The sequence below is a fragment of the Mesorhizobium sp. GbtcB19 genome, assembly GCF_019091085.1.
In the GTDB taxonomy this organism is placed as follows: Bacteria; Pseudomonadota; Alphaproteobacteria; order Rhizobiales; family Rhizobiaceae; genus Mesorhizobium.
In genome coordinates this window covers 163,357-186,658 of sequence record NZ_JAGXJY010000004.1, presented here as the reverse complement: position 1 = coordinate 186,658, position 23,302 = coordinate 163,357, and the positions used below count along the sequence as shown (strand labels likewise).

At 65.8% G+C, this 23,302-nt stretch carries 20 protein-coding genes; 13 read left to right on the top strand and 7 right to left on the bottom strand.

The genetic code is table 11. From position 1 onward, the window contains the following. Nucleotides 1-9: 9 nt before the first annotated feature. The gene (locus tag KVT37_RS09860) at nt 10-288 is read left to right on the top strand and encodes a type II toxin-antitoxin system ParD family antitoxin (RefSeq protein WP_217572179.1); all 279 of its coding nucleotides are present in this window, start codon (nt 10-12) and stop codon (nt 286-288) included. Next, entirely contained in the window at nt 289-573 is a 285-nt protein-coding gene (locus KVT37_RS09855) for a type II toxin-antitoxin system RelE/ParE family toxin (RefSeq protein ID WP_217572178.1), read from the top strand. Between the two features lie 88 nt (nt 574-661). Here the strand turns inward: KVT37_RS09855 and KVT37_RS09850 are convergent, their stop codons facing one another. Beyond that, nucleotides 662-1,573 carry a LysR family transcriptional regulator gene (locus tag KVT37_RS09850; RefSeq protein WP_217572176.1) on the bottom strand — a complete coding sequence of 304 codons (912 nt, stop codon included), beginning with the start codon at nt 1,571-1,573 and terminating at the stop codon, nt 662-664. Between the two features lie 104 nt (nt 1,574-1,677). Here KVT37_RS09850 and KVT37_RS09845 point away from each other — a divergent pair, with 104 nt between their 5' ends. The 10 genes from KVT37_RS09845 (at nt 1,678) to KVT37_RS09800 (ending at nt 15,803) form a co-directional block, all read left to right on the top strand. Next, on the top strand, nt 1,678-2,874 hold the full coding sequence (locus tag KVT37_RS09845; RefSeq protein WP_217572175.1) for an acyl-CoA dehydrogenase: 1,197 nt from the start codon (nt 1,678-1,680) through the stop codon (nt 2,872-2,874). Nucleotides 2,875-2,980: 106 nt separating this feature from the next. Continuing rightward, complete coding sequence (locus tag KVT37_RS09840) at nt 2,981-6,340, top strand: DUF2126 domain-containing protein (RefSeq protein ID WP_217572173.1); 3,360 nt, start codon at nt 2,981-2,983, stop codon at nt 6,338-6,340. Nucleotides 6,341-6,346: 6 nt separating this feature from the next. After that, the gene (locus tag KVT37_RS09835) at nt 6,347-8,758 is read left to right on the top strand and encodes a circularly permuted type 2 ATP-grasp protein (RefSeq protein ID WP_217572171.1); all 2,412 of its coding nucleotides are present in this window, start codon (nt 6,347-6,349) and stop codon (nt 8,756-8,758) included. Nucleotide 8,759: 1 nt separating this feature from the next. Continuing rightward, nucleotides 8,760-9,644, top strand: coding sequence for a transglutaminase family protein (locus KVT37_RS09830; RefSeq protein ID WP_217572169.1), 885 nt, complete (start codon nt 8,760-8,762; stop codon nt 9,642-9,644). A 95-nt stretch (nt 9,645-9,739) separates the two neighbouring features. Next, nucleotides 9,740-10,702, top strand: a complete 963-nt coding sequence (locus KVT37_RS09825; protein WP_254633912.1) for a glycosyltransferase family 2 protein — start codon at nt 9,740-9,742, stop codon at nt 10,700-10,702. Beyond that, the gene (locus tag KVT37_RS09820) at nt 10,702-11,574 is read left to right on the top strand and encodes a glycosyltransferase family 2 protein (protein WP_217572167.1); all 873 of its coding nucleotides are present in this window, start codon (nt 10,702-10,704) and stop codon (nt 11,572-11,574) included. Before KVT37_RS09825 ends, KVT37_RS09820 begins: the two co-directional genes overlap by 1 nt. After that, nucleotides 11,571-12,314 carry a hypothetical protein gene (locus KVT37_RS09815; protein WP_217572165.1) on the top strand — a complete coding sequence of 248 codons (744 nt, stop codon included), beginning with the start codon at nt 11,571-11,573 and terminating at the stop codon, nt 12,312-12,314. Before KVT37_RS09820 ends, KVT37_RS09815 begins: the two co-directional genes overlap by 4 nt. A gap of 141 nt (nt 12,315-12,455) precedes the next feature. Beyond that, complete coding sequence (locus tag KVT37_RS09810; protein ID WP_217572164.1) at nt 12,456-12,830, top strand: YciI family protein; 375 nt, start codon at nt 12,456-12,458, stop codon at nt 12,828-12,830. Beyond that, the gene (locus tag KVT37_RS09805; protein ID WP_217572163.1) at nt 12,827-14,101 is read left to right on the top strand and encodes an RNA polymerase sigma factor; all 1,275 of its coding nucleotides are present in this window, start codon (nt 12,827-12,829) and stop codon (nt 14,099-14,101) included. Before KVT37_RS09810 ends, KVT37_RS09805 begins: the two co-directional genes overlap by 4 nt. Nucleotides 14,102-14,288: 187 nt before the next feature. Further along, on the top strand, nt 14,289-15,803 hold the full coding sequence (locus tag KVT37_RS09800; RefSeq protein WP_217572162.1) for an aldehyde dehydrogenase family protein: 1,515 nt from the start codon (nt 14,289-14,291) through the stop codon (nt 15,801-15,803). Nucleotides 15,804-15,844: 41 nt separating this feature from the next. On the opposite strand, the gene KVT37_RS09795 is transcribed toward KVT37_RS09800, so the two are convergent. From KVT37_RS09795 to KVT37_RS09770, 6 genes are all read right to left on the bottom strand, one after another. After that, nucleotides 15,845-16,924 (bottom strand): ABC transporter ATP-binding protein, encoded by a 1,080-nt coding sequence (locus KVT37_RS09795; protein ID WP_217572161.1) that lies wholly within the window; start codon nt 16,922-16,924, stop codon nt 15,845-15,847. After that, entirely contained in the window at nt 16,911-17,849 is a 939-nt protein-coding gene (locus tag KVT37_RS09790; protein ID WP_217572575.1) for a PfkB family carbohydrate kinase, read from the bottom strand. The genes KVT37_RS09795 and KVT37_RS09790 overlap by 14 nt, the downstream gene beginning before the upstream one ends. Next, the gene (locus tag KVT37_RS09785; RefSeq protein WP_217572566.1) at nt 17,849-18,865 is read right to left on the bottom strand and encodes an SIS domain-containing protein; all 1,017 of its coding nucleotides are present in this window, start codon (nt 18,863-18,865) and stop codon (nt 17,849-17,851) included. The genes KVT37_RS09790 and KVT37_RS09785 overlap by 1 nt, the downstream gene beginning before the upstream one ends. A 2-nt stretch (nt 18,866-18,867) precedes the next feature. Beyond that, complete coding sequence (locus KVT37_RS09780) at nt 18,868-19,713, bottom strand: carbohydrate ABC transporter permease (RefSeq protein ID WP_217572160.1); 846 nt, start codon at nt 19,711-19,713, stop codon at nt 18,868-18,870. Further along, nucleotides 19,713-20,597, bottom strand: a complete 885-nt coding sequence (locus tag KVT37_RS09775) for a carbohydrate ABC transporter permease (protein ID WP_217572158.1) — start codon at nt 20,595-20,597, stop codon at nt 19,713-19,715. Before KVT37_RS09775 ends, KVT37_RS09780 begins: the two co-directional genes overlap by 1 nt. A gap of 79 nt (nt 20,598-20,676) precedes the next feature. Next, on the bottom strand, nt 20,677-21,915 hold the full coding sequence (locus tag KVT37_RS09770) for an extracellular solute-binding protein (RefSeq protein ID WP_217572155.1): 1,239 nt from the start codon (nt 21,913-21,915) through the stop codon (nt 20,677-20,679). Between the two features lie 179 nt (nt 21,916-22,094). Here KVT37_RS09770 and KVT37_RS09765 point away from each other — a divergent pair, with 179 nt between their 5' ends. Continuing rightward, nucleotides 22,095-23,297 carry an ROK family transcriptional regulator gene (locus KVT37_RS09765; protein ID WP_217572153.1) on the top strand — a complete coding sequence of 401 codons (1,203 nt, stop codon included), beginning with the start codon at nt 22,095-22,097 and terminating at the stop codon, nt 23,295-23,297. Nucleotides 23,298-23,302: the final 5 nt, after the last annotated feature.

Sequence of the window (23,302 nt, the reverse complement as noted above, 5' to 3'; positions counted from 1 at the left end):
CATGCGTGTATGGCGAACGTAGAGAAAGTGAGTGTTGCCCTCACTCCCGAAATGGCAAACATGATGCGGGAAGTGGTCGCTGCAGGCGAATACGCCTCGGCGAGCGAAGTCATGCGCGAAGCATTGCGCGACTGGAAAATTCGCCGGACGCAGCGTGACCAGGCCATCCACGAGTTGGGCCGCCTTTGGGATGAAGGCATGGCAAGCGGCGATGCGGTCGACGGTAACCAGGCTTTCGCCCGGATTAAAAATAAGCTCGATGCGAAAATCGCCGAACGCAAGTCGTAAATGACGCTGCGCTTAAGACCGGAAGCCGAGGCAGATATCGAGGCGATCGCACTCTACATCGCCGAAGATAGTCCGTCGGCGGCATTGCGCTGGTATAGCGAGATGCTCTCTTATTGTCAGCGCATCGCCGAAATGCCGGGTATGGGCATTGCCCGGCCGGAGGTGCGAGCGGACCTACGCACGTTTCCCGTAGGAAATTACCTTATCCTCTATCGCCAGATCGAGGGCGGAGCCGAAATCGTGCGCGTCATCCATGGCGCGCGGCGATGGCAGGAACTGCTGTAGCTGAAACGTCAAGGCATAGCGCCAGCCGGAAAGGCCGTCGCAAGGCGCGTTCGGCGCGGCGCTCGCCGAGGCGATGAAGCGCAAGTAGCTACCAAGCCAGGACAGCGGGCTCCTTGGCGATCTGGCCCAGTAGCCAGTCGCGAAAGCTGGCGACCGGCGGATGGCCGCGCTTGTCGTGCGGCACCACGAGATAATAGGCGCTGCGGCTCTGCATCGGCTGGCCGGGCGTGGGCACCAACTGGCCGCGCTGCAATTCGCCGGCAATCAGGATTTCCGGCAGCAGCGCCACGCCGAGCCCCGCCATGCAGGCCTGTGCGACCGTGCCGAACTGCTCGAACTGCATGCCGGGACCAGTGGGCGCCTCGAGCCCCTGATGCTCGAACCACTCACTCCAGGCGTCCGGGCGCGTCGCCATATGAAGCAGCGGCAGCCGGCTGATATCGGCCGGCGTGGAGATGTCGCGGGTGGCGACGAATTCGGGCGAAACAACCGGCATCACGGTTTCGCGCATCAAAAGCGTGCTCTCGGCATCCGGCCAGTCGGGCATGCCGTAATGGATGGCGGCGTCCAGCCGCTCGCGGGCAAAATCGAACCGTCCGATGCGGGTGGCGAAGTTGATGGTGACGTCGGGGTGGCGGGCGACGAAATCCGGGATCAGCGGCATCAGCCAGCGCGTGCCGAAGGTCGGCAGGATGGCGAGGTTCAGGGCGCCGCTATGCCGATTGCTCATCAATCCAAGCGCTGCGTCGCGTAACTGGCCGAGGGCTGATCGCACCGCTTCGGCGTAGGTCTCGCCGGCCGCCGAAAGCCGGACATTGCGGCTGTCGCGCTCAAACAGCCGGCGGCCGAATTGCTCCTCAAGCAGGTTGATCTGCCGACTTATGGCGCCTTGGGTCAGATCGAGCTCGCGCGCGGCGGCGGTGAAGGAGCCGAGGCGCGCCACCGCCTCGAAGGCGGCAAGGGCGGCCGTGTTCGGCAAGAGACGGCGTTGGACACTCATGATCCATTACTAACGCTCATTGATCCGCGATGCAATTTCGTTTGATTTTTTTCGTGCGCAGGCGGATAAGCCGGGCACGTCAAGAATACTGGGAGCCCGAGGCCATGGCCGCCGATAAGAACGCGTTCGTCTGGAATGATCCTTTCCTGATCGAGGACCAGCTATCCGAGGATGAGCGCATGGTGCGCGACGGCGCGGCGGCATTCGCGGCCGACAAGCTGGCGCCACGGATCGAGGAAGCTTACGCCGACGAAAAGACCGATCCTTCGATCTTCCGCGAGATGGGCGAGGCGGGACTGCTCGGCATCACCATTCCGGAAGAATATGGCGGGCTTGGCGCCGGATACGTGACCTACGGCCTGGTCGCGCGGGAAGTTGAACGCATCGACTCGGGCTATCGCTCGATGATGAGCGTGCAGTCGTCGCTTGTGATGTATCCGATCCATGCCTATGGCTCGGAAGCCCAGCGCAAGAAATACCTGCCGAAGCTGGCGTCTGGCGAATGGATCGGCTGCTTCGGCCTCACCGAACCGGATGCCGGCTCCGATCCGGGCGGCATGAAGACGCGCGCCGAGAAGACTGCGAACGGCTACCGGCTCTCCGGCTCCAAGATGTGGATCTCCAACGCGCCGATCGCCGACGTCTTCGTCGTCTGGGCGAAGCTGAAGGGCGAGAACGGCAAGGACGAAATCCGCGGCTTCGTGCTGGAAAAAGGCATGAAGGGGCTTTCGGCGCCGAAGATCGGGGGGAAACTCAGCCTCCGCGCGTCGATCACCGGCGAAGTGGTGATGGAGGGCGTCGAGGTCGGCGAAGAGGCGCTGCTGCCCAACGCCAGGGGCCTCGGCGGCCCGTTCGGCTGCCTCAACCGGGCGCGCTACGGCATTTCCTGGGGCGCCATGGGCGCGGCGGAAGACTGCTGGCACCGGGCGCGGCAATACGGCCTCGACCGCAAGCAGTTCGGCAAGCCGCTGGCCGGCACGCAGCTGTTCCAGAAGAAGCTCGCCGACATGCAGACCGAAATCGCGCTCGGACTGCAGGGCTCATTGCGGGTCGGGCGCCTGATGGACGCAGGCAAGATGGCGCCGGAGATGATCTCGATCGTCAAGCGCAACAATTGCGGCAAGGCGCTCGATATCGCGCGCCTGGCGCGCGACATGCATGGCGGCAACGGCATCCAGATCGGCTACCACGTCATGCGCCACGCGCAGAACCTGGAGACGGTGAACACCTATGAGGGCACGCATGACGTGCATGCGCTGATCCTGGGGCGGGCGCAAACCGGCATCCAGGCGTTTTTCTAAGCCGGCAACGCTGCTTAAATTAGTTGCAGCGCAACATCTCTGCTTGGAGAACGGCCAGCACTTATGTCAGGGTTCGGCGGATTGAAACGCCAAACTCCGGGGCACCATGGCGATACTGGCAGCCGTCCATCATCTGACCCATTACAAATATGACCGGCCGGTCGTTCTCGGCCCCCAGGTGATCAGGCTGCAGCCGGCGCCGCATTCGCGCACCAAGGTGCTCAGCCACTCGCTGAAGGTCGAGCCGGCAAACCACTTCGTCAACCTGCAGCAGGACCCCTACGGCAACTTCCTCGCCCGCTTCGTCTTCCCGGAGCCGGTGACGGAATTGAAGATCGAGGTCGACCTCGTCGCCGACATGACGGTCTACAATCCGTTCGATTTCTTCGTCGAGGAAAGCGCCGAGACCTTCCCCTTCGACTACCCAGAAGAGATCAGGGAAGACCTCGCCATCTATCGGACGCCGGAACCGGCCGGGCCACTGTTGTCGAAATTCCTGGAAAGGATCGACCGCAGCCCAACAAACACCGTCAATTTCCTCGTAGACCTCAATGCGCGGCTGCAGCGCGAGATCGCCTATATCGTGCGCATGGAGACCGGCGTCTTTTCGCCGGAGGAGACGCTAGCCGCGGCCAAGGGCTCGTGCCGGGATTCGAGCTGGCTGCTGGTGCAGATCCTCAGGAATCTCGGTATCGCCGCGCGTTTCGTCTCCGGCTACCTGATCCAGCTCAAGCCGGATCTGGTTTCGCTGGACGGGCCGCCTGGAACCGCCGTCGACTTCACCGACCTGCATGCGTGGTGCGAGGTCTATATTCCGGGCGCCGGCTGGATCGGCTTCGATCCGACCTCCGGCCTGCTCACCGGCGAAAGCCATGTGCCGCTCGCCGCGACGCCGCATTTCCGCAATGCGGCACCCATCTCCGGCATGGCGAGCTTCGCCAACGTCGATTTCGGCTTCGACATGCGGGTCGACCGCATCGCCGAGCATCCGCGCATCACCAAGCCGTTCTCGGACGAAAGCTGGGAGGCGCTCGACGCGTTGGGCGAGAAGGTTGACGCGGCGCTGAGAGATGGCGACGTGCGGCTCACCATGGGCGGCGAGCCGACCTTCGTGTCGATCGACGATTTCGAGTCGGCCGAATGGAACACCGCGGCCGTCGGCCCGACCAAGCGCGACAAGGCGGACCAGCTGATCCGCCGCCTGCGCGAGCGCTTCGCGCCGGGCGGTTTTCTGCATTACGGCCAGGGCAAATGGTATCCGGGCGAAAGCCTGCCGCGCTGGACCTTCTCGCTCTACTGGCGCACCGATGGCGAGCCGGTGTGGCGTGATCCGTCGCTGATCGCACGAGAGACGGGCAAGGCGGCCATCGGGCCGCAACAGGCGGAAAGCCTGCTCAAGGCCATCGCCGGCGAGCTCGGCATCGACAAGGAAATGGTCAGCGAAGCCTATGAAGACCCGGGCGAATGGCTGCTCAAGGAAGGCAAGCTGCCGGACAATGTCGACCCGTCCAATTCCAAGCTGGAAGACCCTGAGGAACGCAGCCGCATGGCACGCGTCTTCGAGCGCGGCCTGACCAAGCCGTCGGGCTATGTGCTGCCGGTGCAGCGCTGGAACAGCCAGGCCGCGGGACAGCGCTGGCGCTCGGAAAAATGGAAGACGCGGCGCGGAAGGCTGTTCCTGGTGCCAGGCGATTCCCCGGTCGGTTATCGCCTGCCGCTCGGCACTCTGCCCTATGTGCCGCCGGCGCAGTTTCCCTATATCGTGCCGGTCGATCCGTCCGTGCCGCGCGGGCCGTTGCCGGCGCGCGAGGCAATCCTGCCGGAAGCCGCTCCGGCAGCGCCTGAAGGCGCCGATGAAATGGCGCGCCGCCAGCAGGCGGTGTCCTTCACGGCCGCGACCGGCCAGCAGGACCGTGTCGAGCAGGAGATCACGGAGATTGGCGGCGCGGTGCGCACAGCGCTCAGCGTCGAGCCGCGCGACGGACGGCTGTGCGTGTTCATGCCGCCGGTCGAGGCGCTGGAGGATTATCTCGAACTGGTGGCGGCGGCGGAGAATGCCGCCAAGGCGATCGGCCTTCCGGTGCATATAGAGGGCTACGCTCCGCCGCACGATCCGCGCCTTAACGTCATCCGCGTCGCGCCGGACCCCGGCGTCATCGAGGTCAATATCCATCCGGCCGCCAATTGGCGGGAATGCGTTGCCACGACCACGGCCATTTACGACGAAGCGCGGCAGTCGCGGCTCGGCACCGACAAATTCATGATCGACGGCCGCCACACCGGCACCGGTGGCGGCAATCATGTCGTGGTCGGTGGTGCGACCCCCAATGACAGCCCGTTCCTGCGCAGGCCGGATCTGCTCAAGAGCCTGGTGCTGCAGTGGCAGCGGCATCCGTCGCTGTCCTACATGTTTTCCGGCCTGTTCATCGGCCCGACCAGCCAGGCGCCGCGCTTCGACGAGGCGCGGCACGACTCGCTTTACGAGCTCGAGATCGCGATGGCGCAGGTGCCGCACCCGGATAACGGTGCAGCACCCTTGCCGTGGCTGGTCGACCGGCTGTTCCGCAACCTGTTGACCGACGTCACCGGCAACACGCACCGCTCGGAAATCTGCATCGACAAATTGTTCTCGCCGGATGGCCCCACCGGCCGGCTTGGGCTGGTCGAGTTCCGCGGCTTCGAGATGCCACCCAATGCGCGGATGAGCCTGGCGCAGCAATTGCTGGTCCGCGCCATCATCGCCCGCGCCTGGAAAAGCCCGCTCGATGGCCGCTTCGTGCGCTGGGGCACCTCGCTGCATGACCGTTTCATGCTGCCGCATCATGTCTGGGCGGATTTCCTCGACGTGCTCGAGGATCTGAAGCTCAACGGCTTCGACTTCCGCCCCGAATGGTTCGCCGCCCAGCTCGAATTCCGCTTCCCCTTCTGCGGCGAGGTTCAGCATGCCGGCGTCAAGCTGGAGCTCAGGCAGGCGCTGGAGCCTTGGCATGTGATGGGCGAGCAGGGCGCCATCGGCGGCACTGTCCGGTTCGTGGACTCCTCGGTCGAGCGGCTGCAGGTGCGGACCGAGGGCCTCAATCCGGAACGTCACGCCGTCGTCTGCAACGGGCGCATCGTGCCGATGAAGGCCACAGACAATCGCGAGGTCGCGGTTGCCGGCGTGCGCTTCAAGGCGTGGCAGCCGGCGTCGGGCCTGCATCCGGCCCTGCCGGTCAACACGCCGCTGGTCTTCGACATCTATGACCGCTGGTCGGGCCGCTCGGTCGGCGGCTGCGTCTACCATGTCGCGCATCCTGGCGGCCGCAACTACGACACATTCCCGGTCAACGGCAACGAGGCCGAGGCGCGGCGCCTTGCCCGCTTCGAACCGCGCGGCCACACGCCGGGCGGCTATGTGCTGCGTGACGAAGAAGCCTCTGAAGAGTTCCCCATGACCCTTGACCTCAGGCGGCCGGCGAGACTCTGATCGACAATGGCCAAGGGGAATCACAAACGGGCGGGCGGAAGGCCGCGGGCGCAAAGCCTGCTGGAACGCTATCGGCCGATCGAAGGCATCGCCGACGAGATGGTCGATGCGTCGGGCAATGCGCGCCCGGCATGGCGCTCCTTTATCGGCGCGCTCGATGATTTGGGGGCCGAGCGGCTTGGGCAGCGTTTTGCCCGCGCCGACCAGTATCTGCGCGATGCCGGCGTCTATTACCGGGTCTACGAACAGGCCGGCGCCAATGAACGCGAATGGCCGCTGGCGCATGTCCCGCTGCTTATCGACGAAAAGGAATGGGCAGAGATCAGCGCCGGGCTCACCCAGCGCGCCGACCTGTTCGAGGCAATCCTTGCCGACATCTATGGGCCGAACCGGCTGATCGAGAAGGGCATCCTTCCGGCCGGGCTGATTGCGGCAAGCCCTGAATATCTGCGCCCCATGGCCGGCGTCCGTCCGGCCAATGGGCATTTCCTCCATATGATCGCCTTCGAGCTCGGCCGTGGCCCGGACGGCCGCTGGTGGGTGCTGGGCGACCGCACCCAGGCGCCGTCGGGCGCGGGCTTTGCGCTGGAGAACCGCGTCGCCACCACGCGCGCGCTGTCGGACATTTATGGCGAGATGCACGTGCATCGCCTTGCCGGCTTCTTCCGCCGTTTCCGCGACGCGCTGAACGGCATGGCGAAAGAGTCGGGCGGCCGTGTCGCCATCCTCACGCCCGGACCGCTCAACGAGACCTATTACGAGCACGCCTATATCGCCCGTTATCTCGGCATCATGCTGCTCGAGGGCGAGGACCTGACCGTCTCCGGCGGCAGGCTGATGGTGCGCACGGTTTCCGGCCTGATGCCGATCGGCGTGTTGTGGCGACGGCTCGATGCCGCTTTCGCCGATCCGCTGGAGCTGAGGCCGGAATCGCAGATCGGCACGCCGGGGCTGGTCGAGGCGATCCGGCGCGGCACGGTCTCGGCGGTCAATGCGCTTGGCTCAGGGCTGATGGAAACGCGGGCGCTGTTGTCCTTCCTGCCGAGGATCGCACGGGAGTTGCAAGGCGATGGTCTCAAGCTGCCCAACATCGCCACCTGGTGGTGCGGGCAGGAGGCCGAGCGCGCCCATGTGCTGGCCAATATCGACCGCATGGTCGTCGGCCCGGCGCTGTCGACCAGGCTCGCCTTCGAGGACGACGGCGCGACCCGGCTCGGGTCGTCGCTGTCGGCGGGCGAGCGGGCCGAGCTCGTCGCGCGCATCGAGGCGGACGGCGCCGGTTTCGTCGGCCAGGAAGCGGTGACGCTGTCGACCACGCCGGTGTTCGTCGAAGGTGTGCTGGAGCCGCGGCCCGCCAGCCTGCGCGTCTATCTGGCGCGCACGCCGGAAGGCTGGACGGTGATGCCCGGCGGCTTCGCCCGTGTCGGCTTCTCGCTCGACCCGACGGCGATCGCCATGCAGCGCGGCGGCCAGGCGGCGGACGTCTGGGTGGTGAGTGACAAGCCGGTCGAGCGCGAGACGCTGCTGCCGCAGGAGCATGAGGGCTTCACCCGCACCATGCCGGGCAGCCTGCCCAGCCGCGCGGCGGAGAACCTGACCTGGCTCGGGCGCTATATCGAGCGCTCGGAAGACACCGTGCGCGTGCTGCGCGCCTATCATGTGCGGCTTGCCGAGACGTCCGATCCGGATATGCCGCTGCTTGCCGATATCAGGGACTATCTCGAGCCGTTTGGCATCGAGGTCGAAACCGCGATACCGCTGGGATTGATCGGCACCTTGGACAGCGCGGTCTACAGCGCCGGGCAAATTCGCGACCGCTTCTCGCCCGACGGCTGGCTGGCGCTGAAGGATCTGTCGAAGACCATCCACAAATTCGCGGAAACGGTCGCGCCCGGGGACGACGCGACGCGGGCGATGACGGTGATGCTGCGCAAGCTCGCCGGCTTCTCCGGCCTGCTGCACGAGAACATGTACCGATTCACCGGCTGGCGCTTCCTGGAGATCGGCCGCAGGCTGGAACGCGGTATCCAGATCGCCCGTACGCTGGCGCGGTTGACAAGCAATGGGGCGCCGGAGGGCGCGCTCGACATGATGCTGGAGATCGGCGACAGCGTCATGACCCACCGCCGGCAATATCCGGTGCAGGCCGGGCGGCGCACGGTGATCGACCTGCTGGCGCTCGACCCGCTCAATCCGCGCTCGATCCTGTTCCAGCTCGAACGGCTGAAGGCCGAAATCGGCATGCTGCCGTCGATCGGCGGCGAGGGTCACATGTCGCCCGCCGCCAAGGAAATCCTGCAGCTCAACACGGCGATCGCCGTCATGGAGCCATCGGACATGACGGCGAATGTGCTTGACGATCTCGCGACTGAGATCGGCAATCTCTACAACAGCCTCGCCAAGGCCTATTTTGGTTAGCATGCTGTACGATATCAGGCTTCACCTCAGCTACGACTATGACGCGGCGGCCGGTGGCAGCCGGCATCAGGTGCGGGTGCTGCCGCCGACGATTGCGGGCGTGCAACGCGTCGTCGTCGCCTCGCTGTCTTTTGTGCCGACCCCATCTGAGCGCACGGATTTTTTCGATTTCTTCGGCAACAACGTCACCGCGATCGCCTTTCGCGATGTCCACGACGGCCTCGACATCAGGATGAGCGCGCGTGTCTCGGTGTCGCGTCCGGAGCCCGGGCTTGACGTTTCGCCGGATCTGCAGCGGCTCAAAGAGGAACTCGGCTCTGTCCGCTCGTTGTCGCCCGCCGCGCCGCATCATTTCCTCGCCGCCAGCGATCATGTCGGCATTGACCCGGCGATCACCGCCTATGCGCGGGAAAGCCTTGCCGGTTCCGCCGTGGCCACGGCGGTCGATCTGTGCAATCGCATCCATCGCGATTTCACCTATGACGGCAAGGCGACGACCGTTCAGACGCGCGCCAGCGGCGCCTTCGCGCTGAAGCGCGGGGTCTGCCAGGATTTTTCCCATATCATGATCGCCGGCCTGCGCGGGCTGGGCATTCCGGCCGGCTATGTCAGCGGCTTCCTGCGCACCATCCCGCCGAAGGGCAAGCCGAGGCTCGAAGGCGCGGATGCCATGCATGCCTGGGTCAAGGCCTGGTGCGGGCGCGATGCCGGCTGGCAGGAATTCGATCCGACCAACGGCATGCGGGCGAGCAACGATCACATCACCGTCGGCTACGGCCGCGACTATTCCGACGTGGCACCGATCGTCGGCGTGCTGAAGACCACCGGCGGCCAGGTCGGCGAGCAGGCGGTCGACGTCATTCCGGTCGCTCTCGAAAAGGTGTGACGACAACCCCGATTACCCGATAGGCGCTTCTCAAGCACGGATGCGGCCGGTATCGTGAGCTTTGGGATTGACGGGGGATCGACGGGCGCTGGCGCATGGGTAACGGCGCGGAGATGGATTTGGAAGCGGTCAGCGTCATCATTCCGGCACACGATGCGGCCCGCACGATTGCCCGGACGCTTGCCTCGCTGGCATCGGAAAGGGACGTTATCGGCGAGGTGCTTCTGGTCGACGATTCGTCGTCCGACGCCACGGCGGCCATCGCCACGGCAGCGGCGTTGCGGTTTGCCCTGCCGTTGCGCGTCATCCAATCGTCCTGTCGCGATGCCGGCGGCGCCAGGAATCTGGCGCTGGAGCAGGCCCGCTTTGCCTGGATCTACATGATCGATGCCGACGATGTTCATCTGGAAGGTGGCTTGCGCGCGCTGCTGGCCACGGCCACCACGGCGCAACCGCGAGCCGACATGGTGGTCGGCGCCTACCGCCGGCGGGTCGACGGCGAGGAGCGGTCGACCAAGATGCCGAGCGGCTACACGGCGAGCGGACCTGCCAATGCCTGCGCCTATCTCGAAGGGCGGATACGGTCGATCGCGGTCGGCAGCGCGCTGGTGTCGCGGCGGGCTATCGGCGAAACCAGGTTCCCGACCGGGCTTGCCTATGACGAGGACACGCTGTTCTGGGTGCGCGTGATGGCCAAGGCTTCGCTTGCGGTCGTGACACGACCCATCTTCATCTATTTCGTGTCGGCGGAGCGCTCCGACGACCGGTTCACGGTCAGGCCTGGCGCGCGCTTTCTCGAATGGCGCCGGGCGCTTCGCCGGCTCCGGTCCTGCGGCATCGCGGAGCGGTCGCTGAAGACGAGGGAGGGTCTCGTCGCCCTGAAGATCGCGCGGGTTCATTACGCGCGCGGCGATGTCGACATGGCGGCACGATTCCTGAGGGTGGCCGAGGCCGCGCCGCGGGCGGGGGCGGATGTCTGGCGCTGCCTGCGCTATCGGTTGAAGATCAGGCTGCGGCGCCGGTTCTCGGCGCCGGCCGCCCAACTGCAACGCGCCTGATGGCCGAGAGGCCGGATATCGCAGTCGTGGTGATTGGTTTCCGGGCTCCCGCCGAACTGGCGGCTGCGGTAAGATCGGTGCTCGACCAGAACATTCCGCTCGAGATCGTGGTGGTGAATTCCGGCGGCGGCAACGCCAAGGCGCTGCTTACCGATGGCGGCATCGACGTGAGGGTCATCGATGTCGAGGAGCGGCTGTTTGCCGGCGCCGCACGAAATCGCGGCATCGCGGCGACTAAGGCTCCGTTCATCGCCTTCCTGGCGGATGATTGCCTGGCCTGTCCGCAATGGGCCGAAATCCGCGTGCTGCGTCACCGGGACGGTGCCGCGGCGGTGGCGAGCGCCATTGTCAACAGCCATCCGCGCAAGCTGGTCGCCTGCGCGGCGTATTTGGTCACTTACATGCGACGCCTGCCGGGACTTCCGGCTGAAAAGGCGCAGCGCTATGGCGTTTCGTTCGACCGAAAACTGTTCGATCGATACGGATTGTTCGACGAGCGGATGATTTCGGGAGAGGACACCGAATTCATGGCCAGGCTGCCGGAGGCTTTGCGGCCGGTCTGGGAACCACGGGTCCTGACCGTTCATCGCAACGAGACGCGCCTGCTCGCGTTGCTTGCGGACCAGTATGGGCGCGGGCGCCGCTACGGCGCCTATCTGTCCTCCATCGAGGCCGGAAAACCCGTACGCCCATTCCGCAAAGTGTTCCGGGACCGGCGCAGCGTCGGCAAGCTGATCAAGGAGGGCCTGTCCGGCAAGGAAAGGACTTTCGCAAGGCTGTCGCTGCCGATCGTGTGGCTGGCACTGTTCGCCAAATCGCTGGGGGCGTCGGTCGGCGCCCGGCGCGGCAACAAGACGGATTGCAGTCGATGATCACCGTCGAGATGAAGCTGCCGCGCCGGCGGCGCGGTCGATGGCTTTGGTCGCGGCAGAAAATCGTCGCCGTCTTCAGCTACCGCTACGATCAGCATCTCGTGCCCGACCTCATCGCCAACCTCGATCCGGTCGTCGACGGCTGGATCGCCTATGACGACCGCGCCTCGGACGTTATTTTCAGCAGCGAGCCGGGAAGGCGGCGCGCGCTTATCGCCGCTGCCTACGAGGCGGGCGCCGATTGGGTTCTGGCCATGGATCCCGACGAAAGGCTGGAACATGCCGTGGCAGGCCGGATCGGCCGGCTGACCGCCGGGTCCAGGCATGTCGCCTGGGGGTTCCGCTGCCGGGAGATGTATTCGCCGGCCAGCTACAGGATCGATGGAGCCTGGGGCCGGAAGATGCAGCACAGGCTTTTCAGCGCCTACCACCCCGACCGCTACCGGTCGAAGGATCTGCATGGCGCCTGGTTTCCCGACGACATCGGCTTCAGCCTCAAGGACAGCGGCCTCAATCTTTATCATTTGAAGATGATCGAACCGAAACGGCGCGCGGCGCGACGTGACCTCTACAACCATCTCGATCCGGATCGCCGGTCGCAGCAGATCGGCTACGACTATCTGGCGGACGAGGCGGGAATGATCCTCGAGCCCGTGCCGGCGGGCCGCGAGTATTTTCCCGCCCATACCGACGATGGCCGGCTCTGGATGGCGGATCTATCTGCCAACCGGCAGGGCTGACGCTCTTTCGGTCGCCGGCGCGCGGCTACGGATGATTTCGTTGGCGCCGCCAAGTCCGTGATCGGCAACCCAATTTTTTTATCGACCTCGTGTCGGGAAGGGTCCTACTGTCGCGTCCTTTGATACGGAAAGGACCTGCCAATGCTCTACGCCATTCTTTGCTACGCCTCCGAAGACGTCGTCTGCTCCTGGAGCAAGGAACAGGACGACGAGGTCATGGCGAAGCTCATTGACGTGCAGGACAAATACGCCAAGGCCGGGCGGCTCGGGCCGGTGGCGCGCCTTCTGCCGACGACGGCCGCGACCACCCTGCGCAAGGTCAAGGGCGAAGCGGTCGTGCTCGACGGCCCGTTCGCCGAGACCAAGGAGCAATTCCTCGGCTTCTACACGCTCGAATGCCGCGACCTCGACGAGGCCGTCGAATTCGCCCGCGAACTCTCCGAGGTCAATCCGAGCGGCGGCTCCTACGAGATCCGGCCGGTCTCGCTCTTCAATCCGACAAAGGTCGCCGTATGACCGAGCTTGCCTGGATAAGCACCGCGATCAGCAATGCCCGTCCGCAGGCGATGGGCGCGCTGCTGCGCTACTTCCGCGACCTCGACGCCGCGGAAGAGGCTTTCCAGGACGCGTGCCTGAGGGCACTCAAGAACTGGCCGAAGAACGGGCCGCCGCGCGATCCGGCGGCCTGGCTGATCTTCGTCGGCCGCAACAGCGGCATCGACGCCGTGCGCAAGCGCGCCAAGCAGGCGCCGATGCCGGAAGAGGACCAGATCTCCGATCTGGAAGACGCCGAGAGCGACATGGCCGAGCGGCTCGACGGCGAGCATTATCGCGACGACATCCTGCGGCTCCTGTTCATCTGCTGCCATCCGGATCTGCCGGCGACGCAGCAGATCGCGGTGGCGCTGCGCATCGTCTCCGGCATCACCGTCAAGCAGATCGCGCGCGCTTTCCTGGTCGGCGAAAGCGCCATGGAGCAGCGCATCACCCGTGCCAAGGCGCGCATCGCTGATGCCGGCGTGCCGTTCGAGACGCCGGGCCCCGTCGAGCGTTCGGAGCGGCTCGCCGCCGTCGCCGCGATGGTCTACCTGATCTTCAACGAAGGCTACTCGACCAATGGCGGCGAGGCGCCGGCCCGCGCGCCGCTGTGCGAGGAGGCGATCCGCCTTGCCCGCCTGCTGCTCAGGCTGTTCCAGGCCGAGCCGGAGATCATGGGCCTCACCGCGTTGCTGCTGCTGCAGCATGCAAGGGCGCCGGCGCGTTTCGACGAGAATGGCGAAATCGTCCTGCTCGAGAACCAGGACCGCTCGCTGTGGAGCCGCAAGATGATCGACGAAGGCCTGGCGCTGGTCGACAAGGCGCTGCGCCACCGCAAGCCCGGCCCCTACCAGGTGCAGGCGGCGATCGCGGCGCTGCATGCGCGGGCGGCTGTCGCCGAGGATACCGACTGGGCCGAGATCGACCTGCTCTACGGTCTGTTGGAGCAGATGCAGCCGTCACCGGTGGTGACGCTGAACCGCGCGGTCGCGGTGAGCAAGGTGCGCGGCCCGGAAGCAGCCCTTGCCATGATCGAGCCGCTGGAAGAGCGGCTGTCGGGCTATTTCCACTTCTTCGGGCTGAGGGGCGGGCTCTTGATGCAGCTTGGCCGCAACGAGGAGGCGCGTGTCGCCTTCGACCGCGCCATCGCCTTGGCCAACACCGCGGCGGAAGCGGCGCATATCCGCATACATATCGACCGGCTGATCAAGGAAAGCGCCGAGAAGTCCTCCTTGCAGAAGGCGCGCTGATCGCAATTCCCCCGAGGTCTGGCCCAATTTCGCAATCCGGCCTTGGACCATGCCGGGGTGGCGGTTTTTCCCTGAAACGAGTAATGCCACGCCATCAAAGCGCCCAGTCGTGCCCGACGGCACGTCCAAGAGATGGCGCATGGCTCCATTCCCGCTCCATGAGAGGCGGGACCTGAAAGGGATAAAAATGACGTTAGCGAAGGAAACGGCCTCACTTCTGGAGAAACTCGGCGTCTCCAAGGAGGCGCTTGTCCGAGGCGACCTCATCGTGCGCAGCCCGGTGACGGGCGAGCAGATCGCGGCGCTGAAGCAGATTTCGGCCGCCGACGCGGGCAAGGCCATCGATGCCGCGCACAAGGCTTTCCAGGCCTGGCGGCTGGTGCCAGGCCCGAAGCGGGGCGAGTTGGTGCGCCTGCTCGGCGAGGAATTGCGCGCGCATAAGGACGAGCTCGGCCGGCTGGTGTCGATCGAGGTCGGCAAAATCCCGTCCGAGGGCCTTGGCGAAGTGCAGGAAATGATCGACATCTGCGATTTCGCGGTCGGCCTTTCCCGCCAGCTCTACGGCCTGACCATCGCCACCGAGCGTCCAGGGCATCGCATGATGGAAACCTGGCATCCGCTCGGCGTCGTCGGTGTCATCTCGGCCTTCAACTTCCCGGTCGCGGTGTGGTCGTGGAATTCGGCGCTCGCCTTCGTCTGCGGCGACGCGGTGGTGTGGAAACCGTCGGAAAAGACGCCGCTGACGGCGCTTGCCTGCGAGGCGATCTTCAAGCGCGCCGCCAAGCGCTTCGGCGCCGATGCGCCGGCAGGGCTGCTGCAGGTGCTGATCGGCGACCGTGTCGCCGGCGAGGTGCTGGTCGACCATCCGAAGGTGCCGTTGGTCTCGGCTACCGGCTCGACCCGCATGGGCCGCGAGGTTGGTCCGAGGCTCGCCAAGCGCTTCGCCCGCGCCGTGCTGGAGCTCGGCGGCAACAATGCCGGTATCGTCTGCCCGACCGCCGATCTCGACATGGCGCTGCGCGCCATCGCCTTCGGTGCCATGGGCACCGCCGGCCAGCGCTGCACGACGCTCAGGCGCCTGTTCGTGCATGACAGCGTCTACGACGCGCTGCTGCCGCGGCTGAAGAAAGCCTATCAGACCGTCTCGGTCGGCAATCCGCTGGAAGGCAAGGCGCTGGTCGGTCCGCTGATCGACAAGGCCGCCTTCGACAACATGCAGAAGGCGCTGAAGGAAGCGCAAGCGCATGGCGGCAAGGTGACCGGCGGCGCGCGCGTCGAGAACGGCCATCCGGACGCCTATTACGTGCATCCGGCGCTGGTCGAGATGCCGAAGCAGGTCTCGCCGGTGACCGAAGAGACCTTCGCGCCGATCCTCTATGTGATGAAATATTCCGATTTCGATGAGGCGCTCGACCTGCACAATGCGGTCGGTGCCGGCCTGTCGTCGTCGATCTTCACCCGCGACCTGCAGGAATCGGAACGCTTCCTCGGCGTCGACGGCTCGGATTGCGGCATCGCCAACGTCAATATCGGCACTTCGGGCGCCGAGATCGGCGGCGCGTTCGGTGGCGAGAAGGAGACGGGAGGCGGCCGCGAGAGCGGCTCGGATGCCTGGAAAGCCTATATGCGCCGCGCCACCAACACGGTGAACTTCTCCAAGGCGCTGCCGCTCGCCCAGGGCGTGTCGTTCGACATCGATTGATGACAGGAACAGGCGCCGCGAACCGCGGCGCCTGATTCCGTTCAACAAAAAGCCTTGCCGGTCGCCGGATCGAACAGGCGAAGCGCGTCCGCGTCGAAGACAAAGGCGCAAGGCTGGCCCTTGGCGACGCGGGCTTGCGGCGGCAGGGTCGCCGTCAGCCTCTGCGCGCCGATCCGGGCGGTGGTGACCTGTTCGGGGCCCGTCAACTCGACGACGTCGATCTCGACCGGCAGCGACAAGTCGGCGCCGCTGCCCGGCCCGAGGCGGAGCGCTTCAGGCCTGATGCCGACCACAACCGAAGCACCGTTGCGCACCGCGCTGGCGTAGCGTTCCGGCAGCGCCAGCCGCGCATCCGTGCTTCCGATGGCGAGCTTGCCGTCCTCGACGGTGGCTTCCAGCATGTTCATCGACGGCGCGCCGACGAAGCCCGCCACATAGAGCGTCGCCGGGTGATTGTAGATTTCCTGCGGCGTGCCGAGCTGCTCGATGCGGCCGTCGCGCATGACGGCGATGCGGGTCGCCAGCGTCATCGCCTCGATCTGGTCGTGGGTGACGTAGACGACCGTGGTGCGCAGCATCTCGTGCAGGCGCTTCAATTCGGTGCGCATTTCCAGGCGCAGCTTGGCGTCGAGATTGGAGAGCGGTTCGTCGAACAGAAACACCTGCGGCTTGCGCACCAGCGCCCGACCGATGGCGACGCGCTGGCGCTGGCCGCCGGAGAGCTGGCCTGGCTTGCGGTCGAGCAGGGTCTCGATCTGCAGCAGCTTCGCCGCCTCGCGCACCGCCTTGTCGCGCTCGGCGGCGGTAACCTTGCGCATCTCCAGCCCGAAGCCGATGTTGCGGCCGACGGTGAGGTTCGGATAGAGCGCGTAGGACTGGAAAACCATCGCGATGTCGCGGTTCTTCGGATGCACGCCAAGCACCGACCGGCCGCCGATAAGCACGTCGCCGCTCGTCGCCTCGGCGAGGCCCGCGATGATGTTGAGCAAGGTCGACTTGCCGCAGCCGGACGAGCCGAGCAGCACCAGGAACTCGCCGTTCTCGAGCGCGATGTCGATGCCTTTCAGCGTCTCGACGCTGCCGTAATTCTTGCGGACATCGCGGATTTCAAGCGCGCTCATGGTCGGCATCCTCGAATTGGATCGGCCCGCCATAGTCGCGGGGCAAGGTTGAGATGGCGCGCGACGCCACCCGGACGGCGGCGGACAGGCAGTTCTGCAGCAGCCGGCCCTGTGCCAGCGCGGCCAGGAAGGCGGCGTTGAAAACGTCGCCGGCGCCGATCGTGTCGACGACCGCGACGCGGGGCGCCGGCACTTCGATGAGCTCGCCGTCGGCGCCGATGGCCAGCGCGCCGTCCGGCCCGCGCTTGACGACGACTGTCGCGCCGTCCCGCATGCCGTCGCGGATCTTGCGCGCCGCTTCGGCCGGGCTTGCCAGGCCGGCCAGTGTCGTCGTCTCGACCTCGTTGAACAGGGCCAGCTCGCAGCGCGACAGCCAGCCGCGCGCCGCCGCGCAGTTCGCCTCCGTCCAGCCTTCGATCGGCCAGCCGGTGTCGAGCGCGACGGATATCCGATGCGCCTCGGCCCAGTCGAAAAACGCGCCGTAGTCGCGAGTAAGGTCGTCGGTCAGAAAGGAGCCGCTGAGCAGCGCATAGCCGCCTGAAAGCCGGCTGCCGTCGAGCATCGAAAGCACGTCGCCCAGGCTGAAGCGGGGCAGGTGGCCGCGCGTGGTGAAGAAGGTGCGCTCGCCATCGGGATGGGTCATGCCGACGGACAATGTCGTGCCTTCGGGACGAACCGGCCATTTTTGCGCGCGGTGTGCGAACGCCTCGCGCAGCCAGCGACCGAACTGGTCGTCGCCGAGATTGGCTGCAATCTCGAAGTCGATGCCCAGCGCCTGCCAGGCAAGCGCCGTGTTGCCGGCCTGGCCGCCGACGCGCAGGTCGTCATGGTCGACGACGGTTTCGGTACCCGCCTTCGGCCAGGGCGCGACCGGACCGACGATCAGGTCGACATTGACGTTGCCGATCACCGCGAGCGGCCGCATCATTCGCTCCGCGTGATCTTGGTGGTGCGCACCGGGGTGCCGGCATTGTCGACGCGGGCATCGGCGAAGGCGATCATCAGCCGCTGCGCCACCGGCAGCATGGCGAAGACCGCCGCCAGCCCGGAGGCAGGCTTGAACGACAGCGTTACAGCGCCTTCCACAGGCGGCCTGCCGGAGGCGTCGAACAGGACGAGCGGAGCGCCGGTCTCGACCACTGAAACGGCCATGGCGGTGACCAGTTCGGCGGTCGGGTCGTCGCCACGGAACAACACGACGCCGATCTTGGGCCCGAGCATCTCCATCGGGCCATGGCGCAGCTGGCCACCTTCAAGCGAAAAACACGGCAGGCGCGACAGTTCGGTCAGGCCGAGCCCCAGCGCTTCGGCAAGGCCCTGTAGTCTGCGGCCGGAGGTGACCACGGTCGCGGCCTTGCCCAACGCTGCCAAGGCGGCATCGATCTCAACCGTCTCGGGCGCCTTGAGCGCTGCGAGCGCGGCGGTGGAGTCTTCGCCGAGCGCGGCCAGGATGGCAAGATGCAGGGCGAAGGTCACGGTCAGGCTGCGGGTCGCGGCAAAGGCGAGCTCGGTGCCGCCGGCGCCGACCAGGCAAGGCACCGTACGGCCGAGGAACGACCCGGCCTCCAGGGTCAGGCCGAAGGTTTCGGCACGGTCGCCGGTTTCGGCGAACCAGCGCAAGACCTCCGCGCTTTCCCCCGACTGCGAGGTGACGATGACCGTCTTGCCGGCAAGCGGCAACGGCTGTCCGAGCTGTTCCGACAGCGGCAGCGCGATGGCGTCGATGCCATGCGCGCGATAGAGCGGCTCGACGGCGCGGGCGACGGCATGCGAGGCGCCCATGCCGAGCAGGACGAGCCTGCCGTTCTTCCTGATCGAGGCCGCGACCCTGGCGGCTGTCTCCTGATTGCTGGCGAACGAGGCAAGCGCATCCTCATGCTGGCGCGCCATTTCGCGGTCGATCGCGACGAGCCCTGCCGGGCGTTTCTTCTCTTCAGTCATCATTATCCTTTCACGCCGCCGCTGGTGAGGCCCGAGATCAGCGCGCGTTGCATGACGAGGCCGATCAGCACCGGCGGCAAGGCCGCGAGCACGCCGGCGGTGGCGATCAGTCCATAGTCGGAGACGCGGCCGCCGGCGAGATCGGCGATGGCGACCGTCAGCGTCTTTGCCCGCTGGTCCGAGGTGAACAGCAGGGCATAGAAGAATTCGTCCCAGGCCAGCAGCACCGCAAACAGCGCCGATGTCGCCACCACGGGTGCGGCCAGCGGCAAGGTGATGATGCGCCAGGTCTGCAACAGCCCGGCGCCGTCGATCATCGCCGCGGCCTCGATCTCGCGCGGGATGGAATCGAATCCCGATTTCATCAGCCAGGTGGTGAAGGGCGCGAGAATGGTCAGATAGATCATCGCCAGGCCGAAGACGTTGTTGAGCAGGCCGAGACGGGAGAGACCCATATAGAGCGGCACGGACAGCGCCACCGGCGGCAGCATGTAGGTGGCGATCACCATCGACAGCGACCAGCCGACCGACGGCGTGCGCGAAACCGCCCAGCCCGCAGGCACGGCAAGCAGGATTGCCGCAAGTGTCGCCATGCCGGCGACCTCCAGGCTGTTGCGCAGCGATGCGGTAAAGGCCGCGCCGGCGCTGTTCTCGGTCCTCGACAGAAGCTGCGCGTAACGGGAGAAGTCGGCCGCTTGCGGCCACCAGCGCAGCGGCTTGGCGGCAAGATCGGCCGCCGGCGATATGCTCATGACGAAGAGCCAGGCGAGCGGCGCCAGGATCACGGCGGCGAGCAGGATGGCGCAGACATAGACGAAGGCGGTGAAGACCGGGTTCTTGCGTTCCATCAGGCGGCGCTCCCCGCGGTCTTCTTCACCAGCGCCGCATAGGCGACGGCGAGCACGGTGACGAGCAAAGTGACGATCAGCGCCAGCGAGGCGCCGGATCCGGCGCGCTGGAAGGAAAAGGCCTCCTGATAGACGAGGATCGACAGCGAGCGCGTGCTGTTGGCCGGGCCGCCGCGGGTCATCACCCAGATGATGTCGAAGACCTTGAAGGCTTCGATGGTGCGCAGCACCAGCGCCACCATCAGCGGGCCGGCGAGATAGGGCAAGATGACGAAGCGGAAGCGGTTGAAGGGGCCGGCGCCGTCGACAAGCGCGGCGGCGGTGATGTCGCGCGGCACCGCCTGCAGGGCAGCGAGCGCGATCAGCGCGACAAGCGGAAAATTCTTCCAGCAGTCGGCGACGATCAGCGCGGCGAGAGCCGTTCCCGGCTCGCCCAGCCAGGAGCGGTAGTCGTCGATGATATGCAACTGCGTCAGCGCCGCGTTCAGCGCGCCATATTCGGGATTGTAGATCAGTCGCCAGAGCGTGGCATTGACCACGGTGGGGAGCGCCCAAGGCAGGATCATCAGTCCGCGAAGTATCGCACGGCCGCGGAATTCCTGGTTGAGCAGCAGTGCCGCCAGCACGCCGATCACCATCTCGGCGGCGACCGAGACGACCGCGAACCAGGTGGTGATGGTAAGCGTGCGGCTGAAATTCGAGCTGGTCAGCATGTTGGTGTAGTTGTCGAAGCCGACGTAATTGCCCGCCGTGCCGACCAGCTGCGCGTCGGTGAAGGAAAGCCTGACGGTGTCGACCAATGGCCAGCCGATAACGGCGACCATGATCACCAGGAGCGGCAGCATCAAAAGCCACGCGCGAGTCGTCATCCAGGTGCCTGACATCCCGAGGCGCCTCTCTTTCTTCGTCCGGTCAGAAACAATACGGGCGGCGCGAGGCCGCCCGCAAATGGTGCGTGATGGATCAGAGGCCGCTGTTTTGCGCGGCCGTCTTCAGCGCGTCTTCCGGCGTCGTCTGGCCGAGCAGCGATTCCTGGATGGCCTGCTGCAGAGCGGTCGACAGCTGCTGGTACTTCGGCGTGGTCGGGCGCGGATACATGGCAGCCAGACCCAGCTTGGCGGTGGCGATCAGCTCTTCCTGGCCCTTGGTGACGGCCGGATCATCATAGGACGAAGCCCAGATCGGCAGCGAGAGCTTGGCGTACTGGTTCTGCGTTGCCTGCGAGGTCATGAACTCGATGTATTTCCAGGCCTCGTCCTGATGCTTCGATACCGCGGTGACGCCAAGGCCCATCGAGCCGTTGACGGCCGAGACCTCGCTGGTGCCGGCAACGCCCGGCGCCGGCACGACGCCGACCTTGCCCGCGACCTTCGAGTCCTTTGGATCGTTGGCCATGTTGTACATGTAGGTCCAGTTCAGCGCGAAGGCGGCATCGCCGTTCTCGAACACCTTGCGGACGTCCTCTTCGAGGAATTCCTTGGAGTTCGGATTGGTGAGGCCGGACTTGTAGCTGTCGACCATGTATTTCAGCGCCGATGCGCCGCCGCCGTTCTGGAAGTCCGGCTTGCCGTCCTTGAGGAAGTCGCCGCCATAGGCGCTGACCAATGTGGTGTAGTCGCAGATCACGGCTTCGGCCTGTGCCCAGCTCCAGGCGATCGGCGTCTTCAGCAAGCCCTTGTCCTGGATGATCTTGGCCTGCTCGCCAAGCTCTTCCCAGGTCTTCGGCGGCGCCTTGATGCCGGCCTTTTCGAGGATTTCCTTGTTGTAGAACAGGTACTTCGTATCGAGGATCCAGGGCATGCCGTAGTATTTGCCGTCATACTGGACGGTGGTCCAGGCACCGGGCAGCACGCCCTTCTTCATGTCGTCGGTGATTTTCGACGAGACGTCGACCAGCACCTTGTTGGTCGCATATTCGGCCGGCCATATGACGTCGAACAGCACCACATCGTAGCCGCCGCCGGACCCTTGCGCGAGCACGGTCTTGTCGTGCAGGCCTTCATAGGGAACGAATTCGAGGTTCACCTTGATGTCCGGATTGGCCTTGGTGAAGGCCTCGGTCATGGCGCGCACGTCAGCCTCGCTATAGGCGGCCTGGGCCATGAAGAGCGCGTTCAATGTGGTTTCGGCGAAGGCGTGCGGGACGAACAGTCCGCCGACGAACACCGCGCCCAGAAGTGTCTTACCGATCGATTTCAGCATTTGTCTTTCTCCCATTTTTCGACGGCCGCGGATGGCTGCGCCGCTTCCTCGAATTCGCATCGCGTGTGACCGGATCCGCCGGGGCTTCTTTTCAAATCGCCCGGTCTTCACCATTAAGTCAATTCGCTTGACTTAATTAGTCGATCAATCCTTTAATGGAGTCAAGAGGGGAAACGACGGTGCACGACATCAACCCGATCCGGGCCAAGAGCGGTACCAACCAGGAAGGCACCAGCGCGCACAACCGCCGCGTCATGATCGAGGCGCTGCGGCTCAACGGCGCGCTGTCGCGCGCCGACCTGGCGCGGGCGACGCAGCTGACCAAGCAGGCGGTTTCCAACATCATCGAGGATCTCGAGCAGGACGGCCTGGTCGTTGCGCTGGAGGCTGTGCGCAAGGGCAGGGGCCAGCCCTTCACGCCCTACCGGCTGGTGCCCGAAGGCGCCTTTGCCATCGGGCTGCAGATCGACCGGCATCTGGCGCGGGTGGTGGTGGTCGACCTGGTCGGCAGCGTCATGGCACGCGCCGAAGCCAACCTGCCGCTCGACGAACCGTCTCCCGGCGTCCAGACCATCCTCGGCCTGGTCGCGGATGTCAGGCGCGAGCTGGCCGGCATTTCGGCGCAGTCCGAACGGCGCCTGGTCGGCCTCGGCATCGCCATGCCGGGGCCGTTCGGCCTGAAGGAAGCCGACGACAAATGGATGATGCCAGCCTGGCAGCAGTTCCCGCTGCTCGAGACGCTTGCCGCTGGCACCGGACTGAATGTCGGGCTGCAGAACGACGCGGCGGCCTGCGCCACGGCGGAGCGCATCGTCGGCGCCGCGCATGGCGTCGATCACGCGGTCTGCCTTTATGTCGGCTACGGCATCGCCGCCGGGCTCATCCTGAACGGCGAGCTCTACAATGGCGGCAACGGCAATGCCGGCGAGATCGGCAGGGCGCTGCTATCGCCGGCCGGCGCAGGCTCGACGCCGCTCGAGCACCGTGCCTCGCTCGCCTCGCTCTACCAGCATCTCGGCCTCGACCCCGCCGAGAGGGGGCTTTACGAGAAGCTCGGCGCGCTGGCGCTCGCGCGGGACCCGAGGGTCCTGGAATGGGTCGAACGAGCCGCGCCCGATCTGCGATGGAGCGTGCATCTGATCGAGACGATCTTCGATCCGCAGACCGTCATCCTCACCAGCAGCGCGCCCGAGGCGCTGGCCAGGCTTTTGCTTCAGGCGATGCACCCGTTGCTGCCGTCGATCGCGGATCGGCCTGCACGCCGCCTGCCGCGGCTGCAGCTCGGCACCACCGATCCCTGGGCGATCGCGGTGGGTGCCGCGGCCGAGCCGATCAGCCGGGCCTTCGATCCGCGCTTTTCCGCCATTCTGAAGGCCGGATAGAAAAG

Coding starts and splice junctions, on each gene's coding strand:
- KVT37_RS09840 (WP_217572173.1), top strand. CDS start 2,981: ATGGCGATACTGGCAGCCGTCCATCATCTGACCCATTACAAATATGAC.
- KVT37_RS09850 (WP_217572176.1), bottom strand. CDS start 1,573: ATGAGTGTCCAACGCCGTCTCTTGCCGAACACGGCCGCCCTTGCCGCC.
- KVT37_RS09860 (WP_217572179.1), top strand. CDS start 10: ATGGCGAACGTAGAGAAAGTGAGTGTTGCCCTCACTCCCGAAATGGCA.
- KVT37_RS09770 (WP_217572155.1), bottom strand. CDS start 21,915: ATGCTGAAATCGATCGGTAAGACACTTCTGGGCGCGGTGTTCGTCGGC.
- KVT37_RS09795 (WP_217572161.1), bottom strand. CDS start 16,924: ATGAGCGCGCTTGAAATCCGCGATGTCCGCAAGAATTACGGCAGCGTC.
- KVT37_RS09780 (WP_217572160.1), bottom strand. CDS start 19,713: ATGGAACGCAAGAACCCGGTCTTCACCGCCTTCGTCTATGTCTGCGCC.
- KVT37_RS09845 (WP_217572175.1), top strand. CDS start 1,678: ATGGCCGCCGATAAGAACGCGTTCGTCTGGAATGATCCTTTCCTGATC.
- KVT37_RS09775 (WP_217572158.1), bottom strand. CDS start 20,597: ATGTCAGGCACCTGGATGACGACTCGCGCGTGGCTTTTGATGCTGCCG.
- KVT37_RS09785 (WP_217572566.1), bottom strand. CDS start 18,865: ATGACTGAAGAGAAGAAACGCCCGGCAGGGCTCGTCGCGATCGACCGC.
- KVT37_RS09855 (WP_217572178.1), top strand. CDS start 289: ATGACGCTGCGCTTAAGACCGGAAGCCGAGGCAGATATCGAGGCGATC.
- KVT37_RS09830 (WP_217572169.1), top strand. CDS start 8,760: ATGCTGTACGATATCAGGCTTCACCTCAGCTACGACTATGACGCGGCG.
- KVT37_RS09835 (WP_217572171.1), top strand. CDS start 6,347: ATGGCCAAGGGGAATCACAAACGGGCGGGCGGAAGGCCGCGGGCGCAA.
- KVT37_RS09805 (WP_217572163.1), top strand. CDS start 12,827: ATGACCGAGCTTGCCTGGATAAGCACCGCGATCAGCAATGCCCGTCCG.
- KVT37_RS09790 (WP_217572575.1), bottom strand. CDS start 17,849: ATGCGGCCGCTCGCGGTGATCGGCAACGTCAATGTCGACCTGATCGTC.
- KVT37_RS09815 (WP_217572165.1), top strand. CDS start 11,571: ATGATCACCGTCGAGATGAAGCTGCCGCGCCGGCGGCGCGGTCGATGG.
- KVT37_RS09810 (WP_217572164.1), top strand. CDS start 12,456: ATGCTCTACGCCATTCTTTGCTACGCCTCCGAAGACGTCGTCTGCTCC.
- KVT37_RS09820 (WP_217572167.1), top strand. CDS start 10,702: ATGGCCGAGAGGCCGGATATCGCAGTCGTGGTGATTGGTTTCCGGGCT.
- KVT37_RS09800 (WP_217572162.1), top strand. CDS start 14,289: ATGACGTTAGCGAAGGAAACGGCCTCACTTCTGGAGAAACTCGGCGTC.
- KVT37_RS09825 (WP_254633912.1), top strand. CDS start 9,740: ATGGGTAACGGCGCGGAGATGGATTTGGAAGCGGTCAGCGTCATCATT.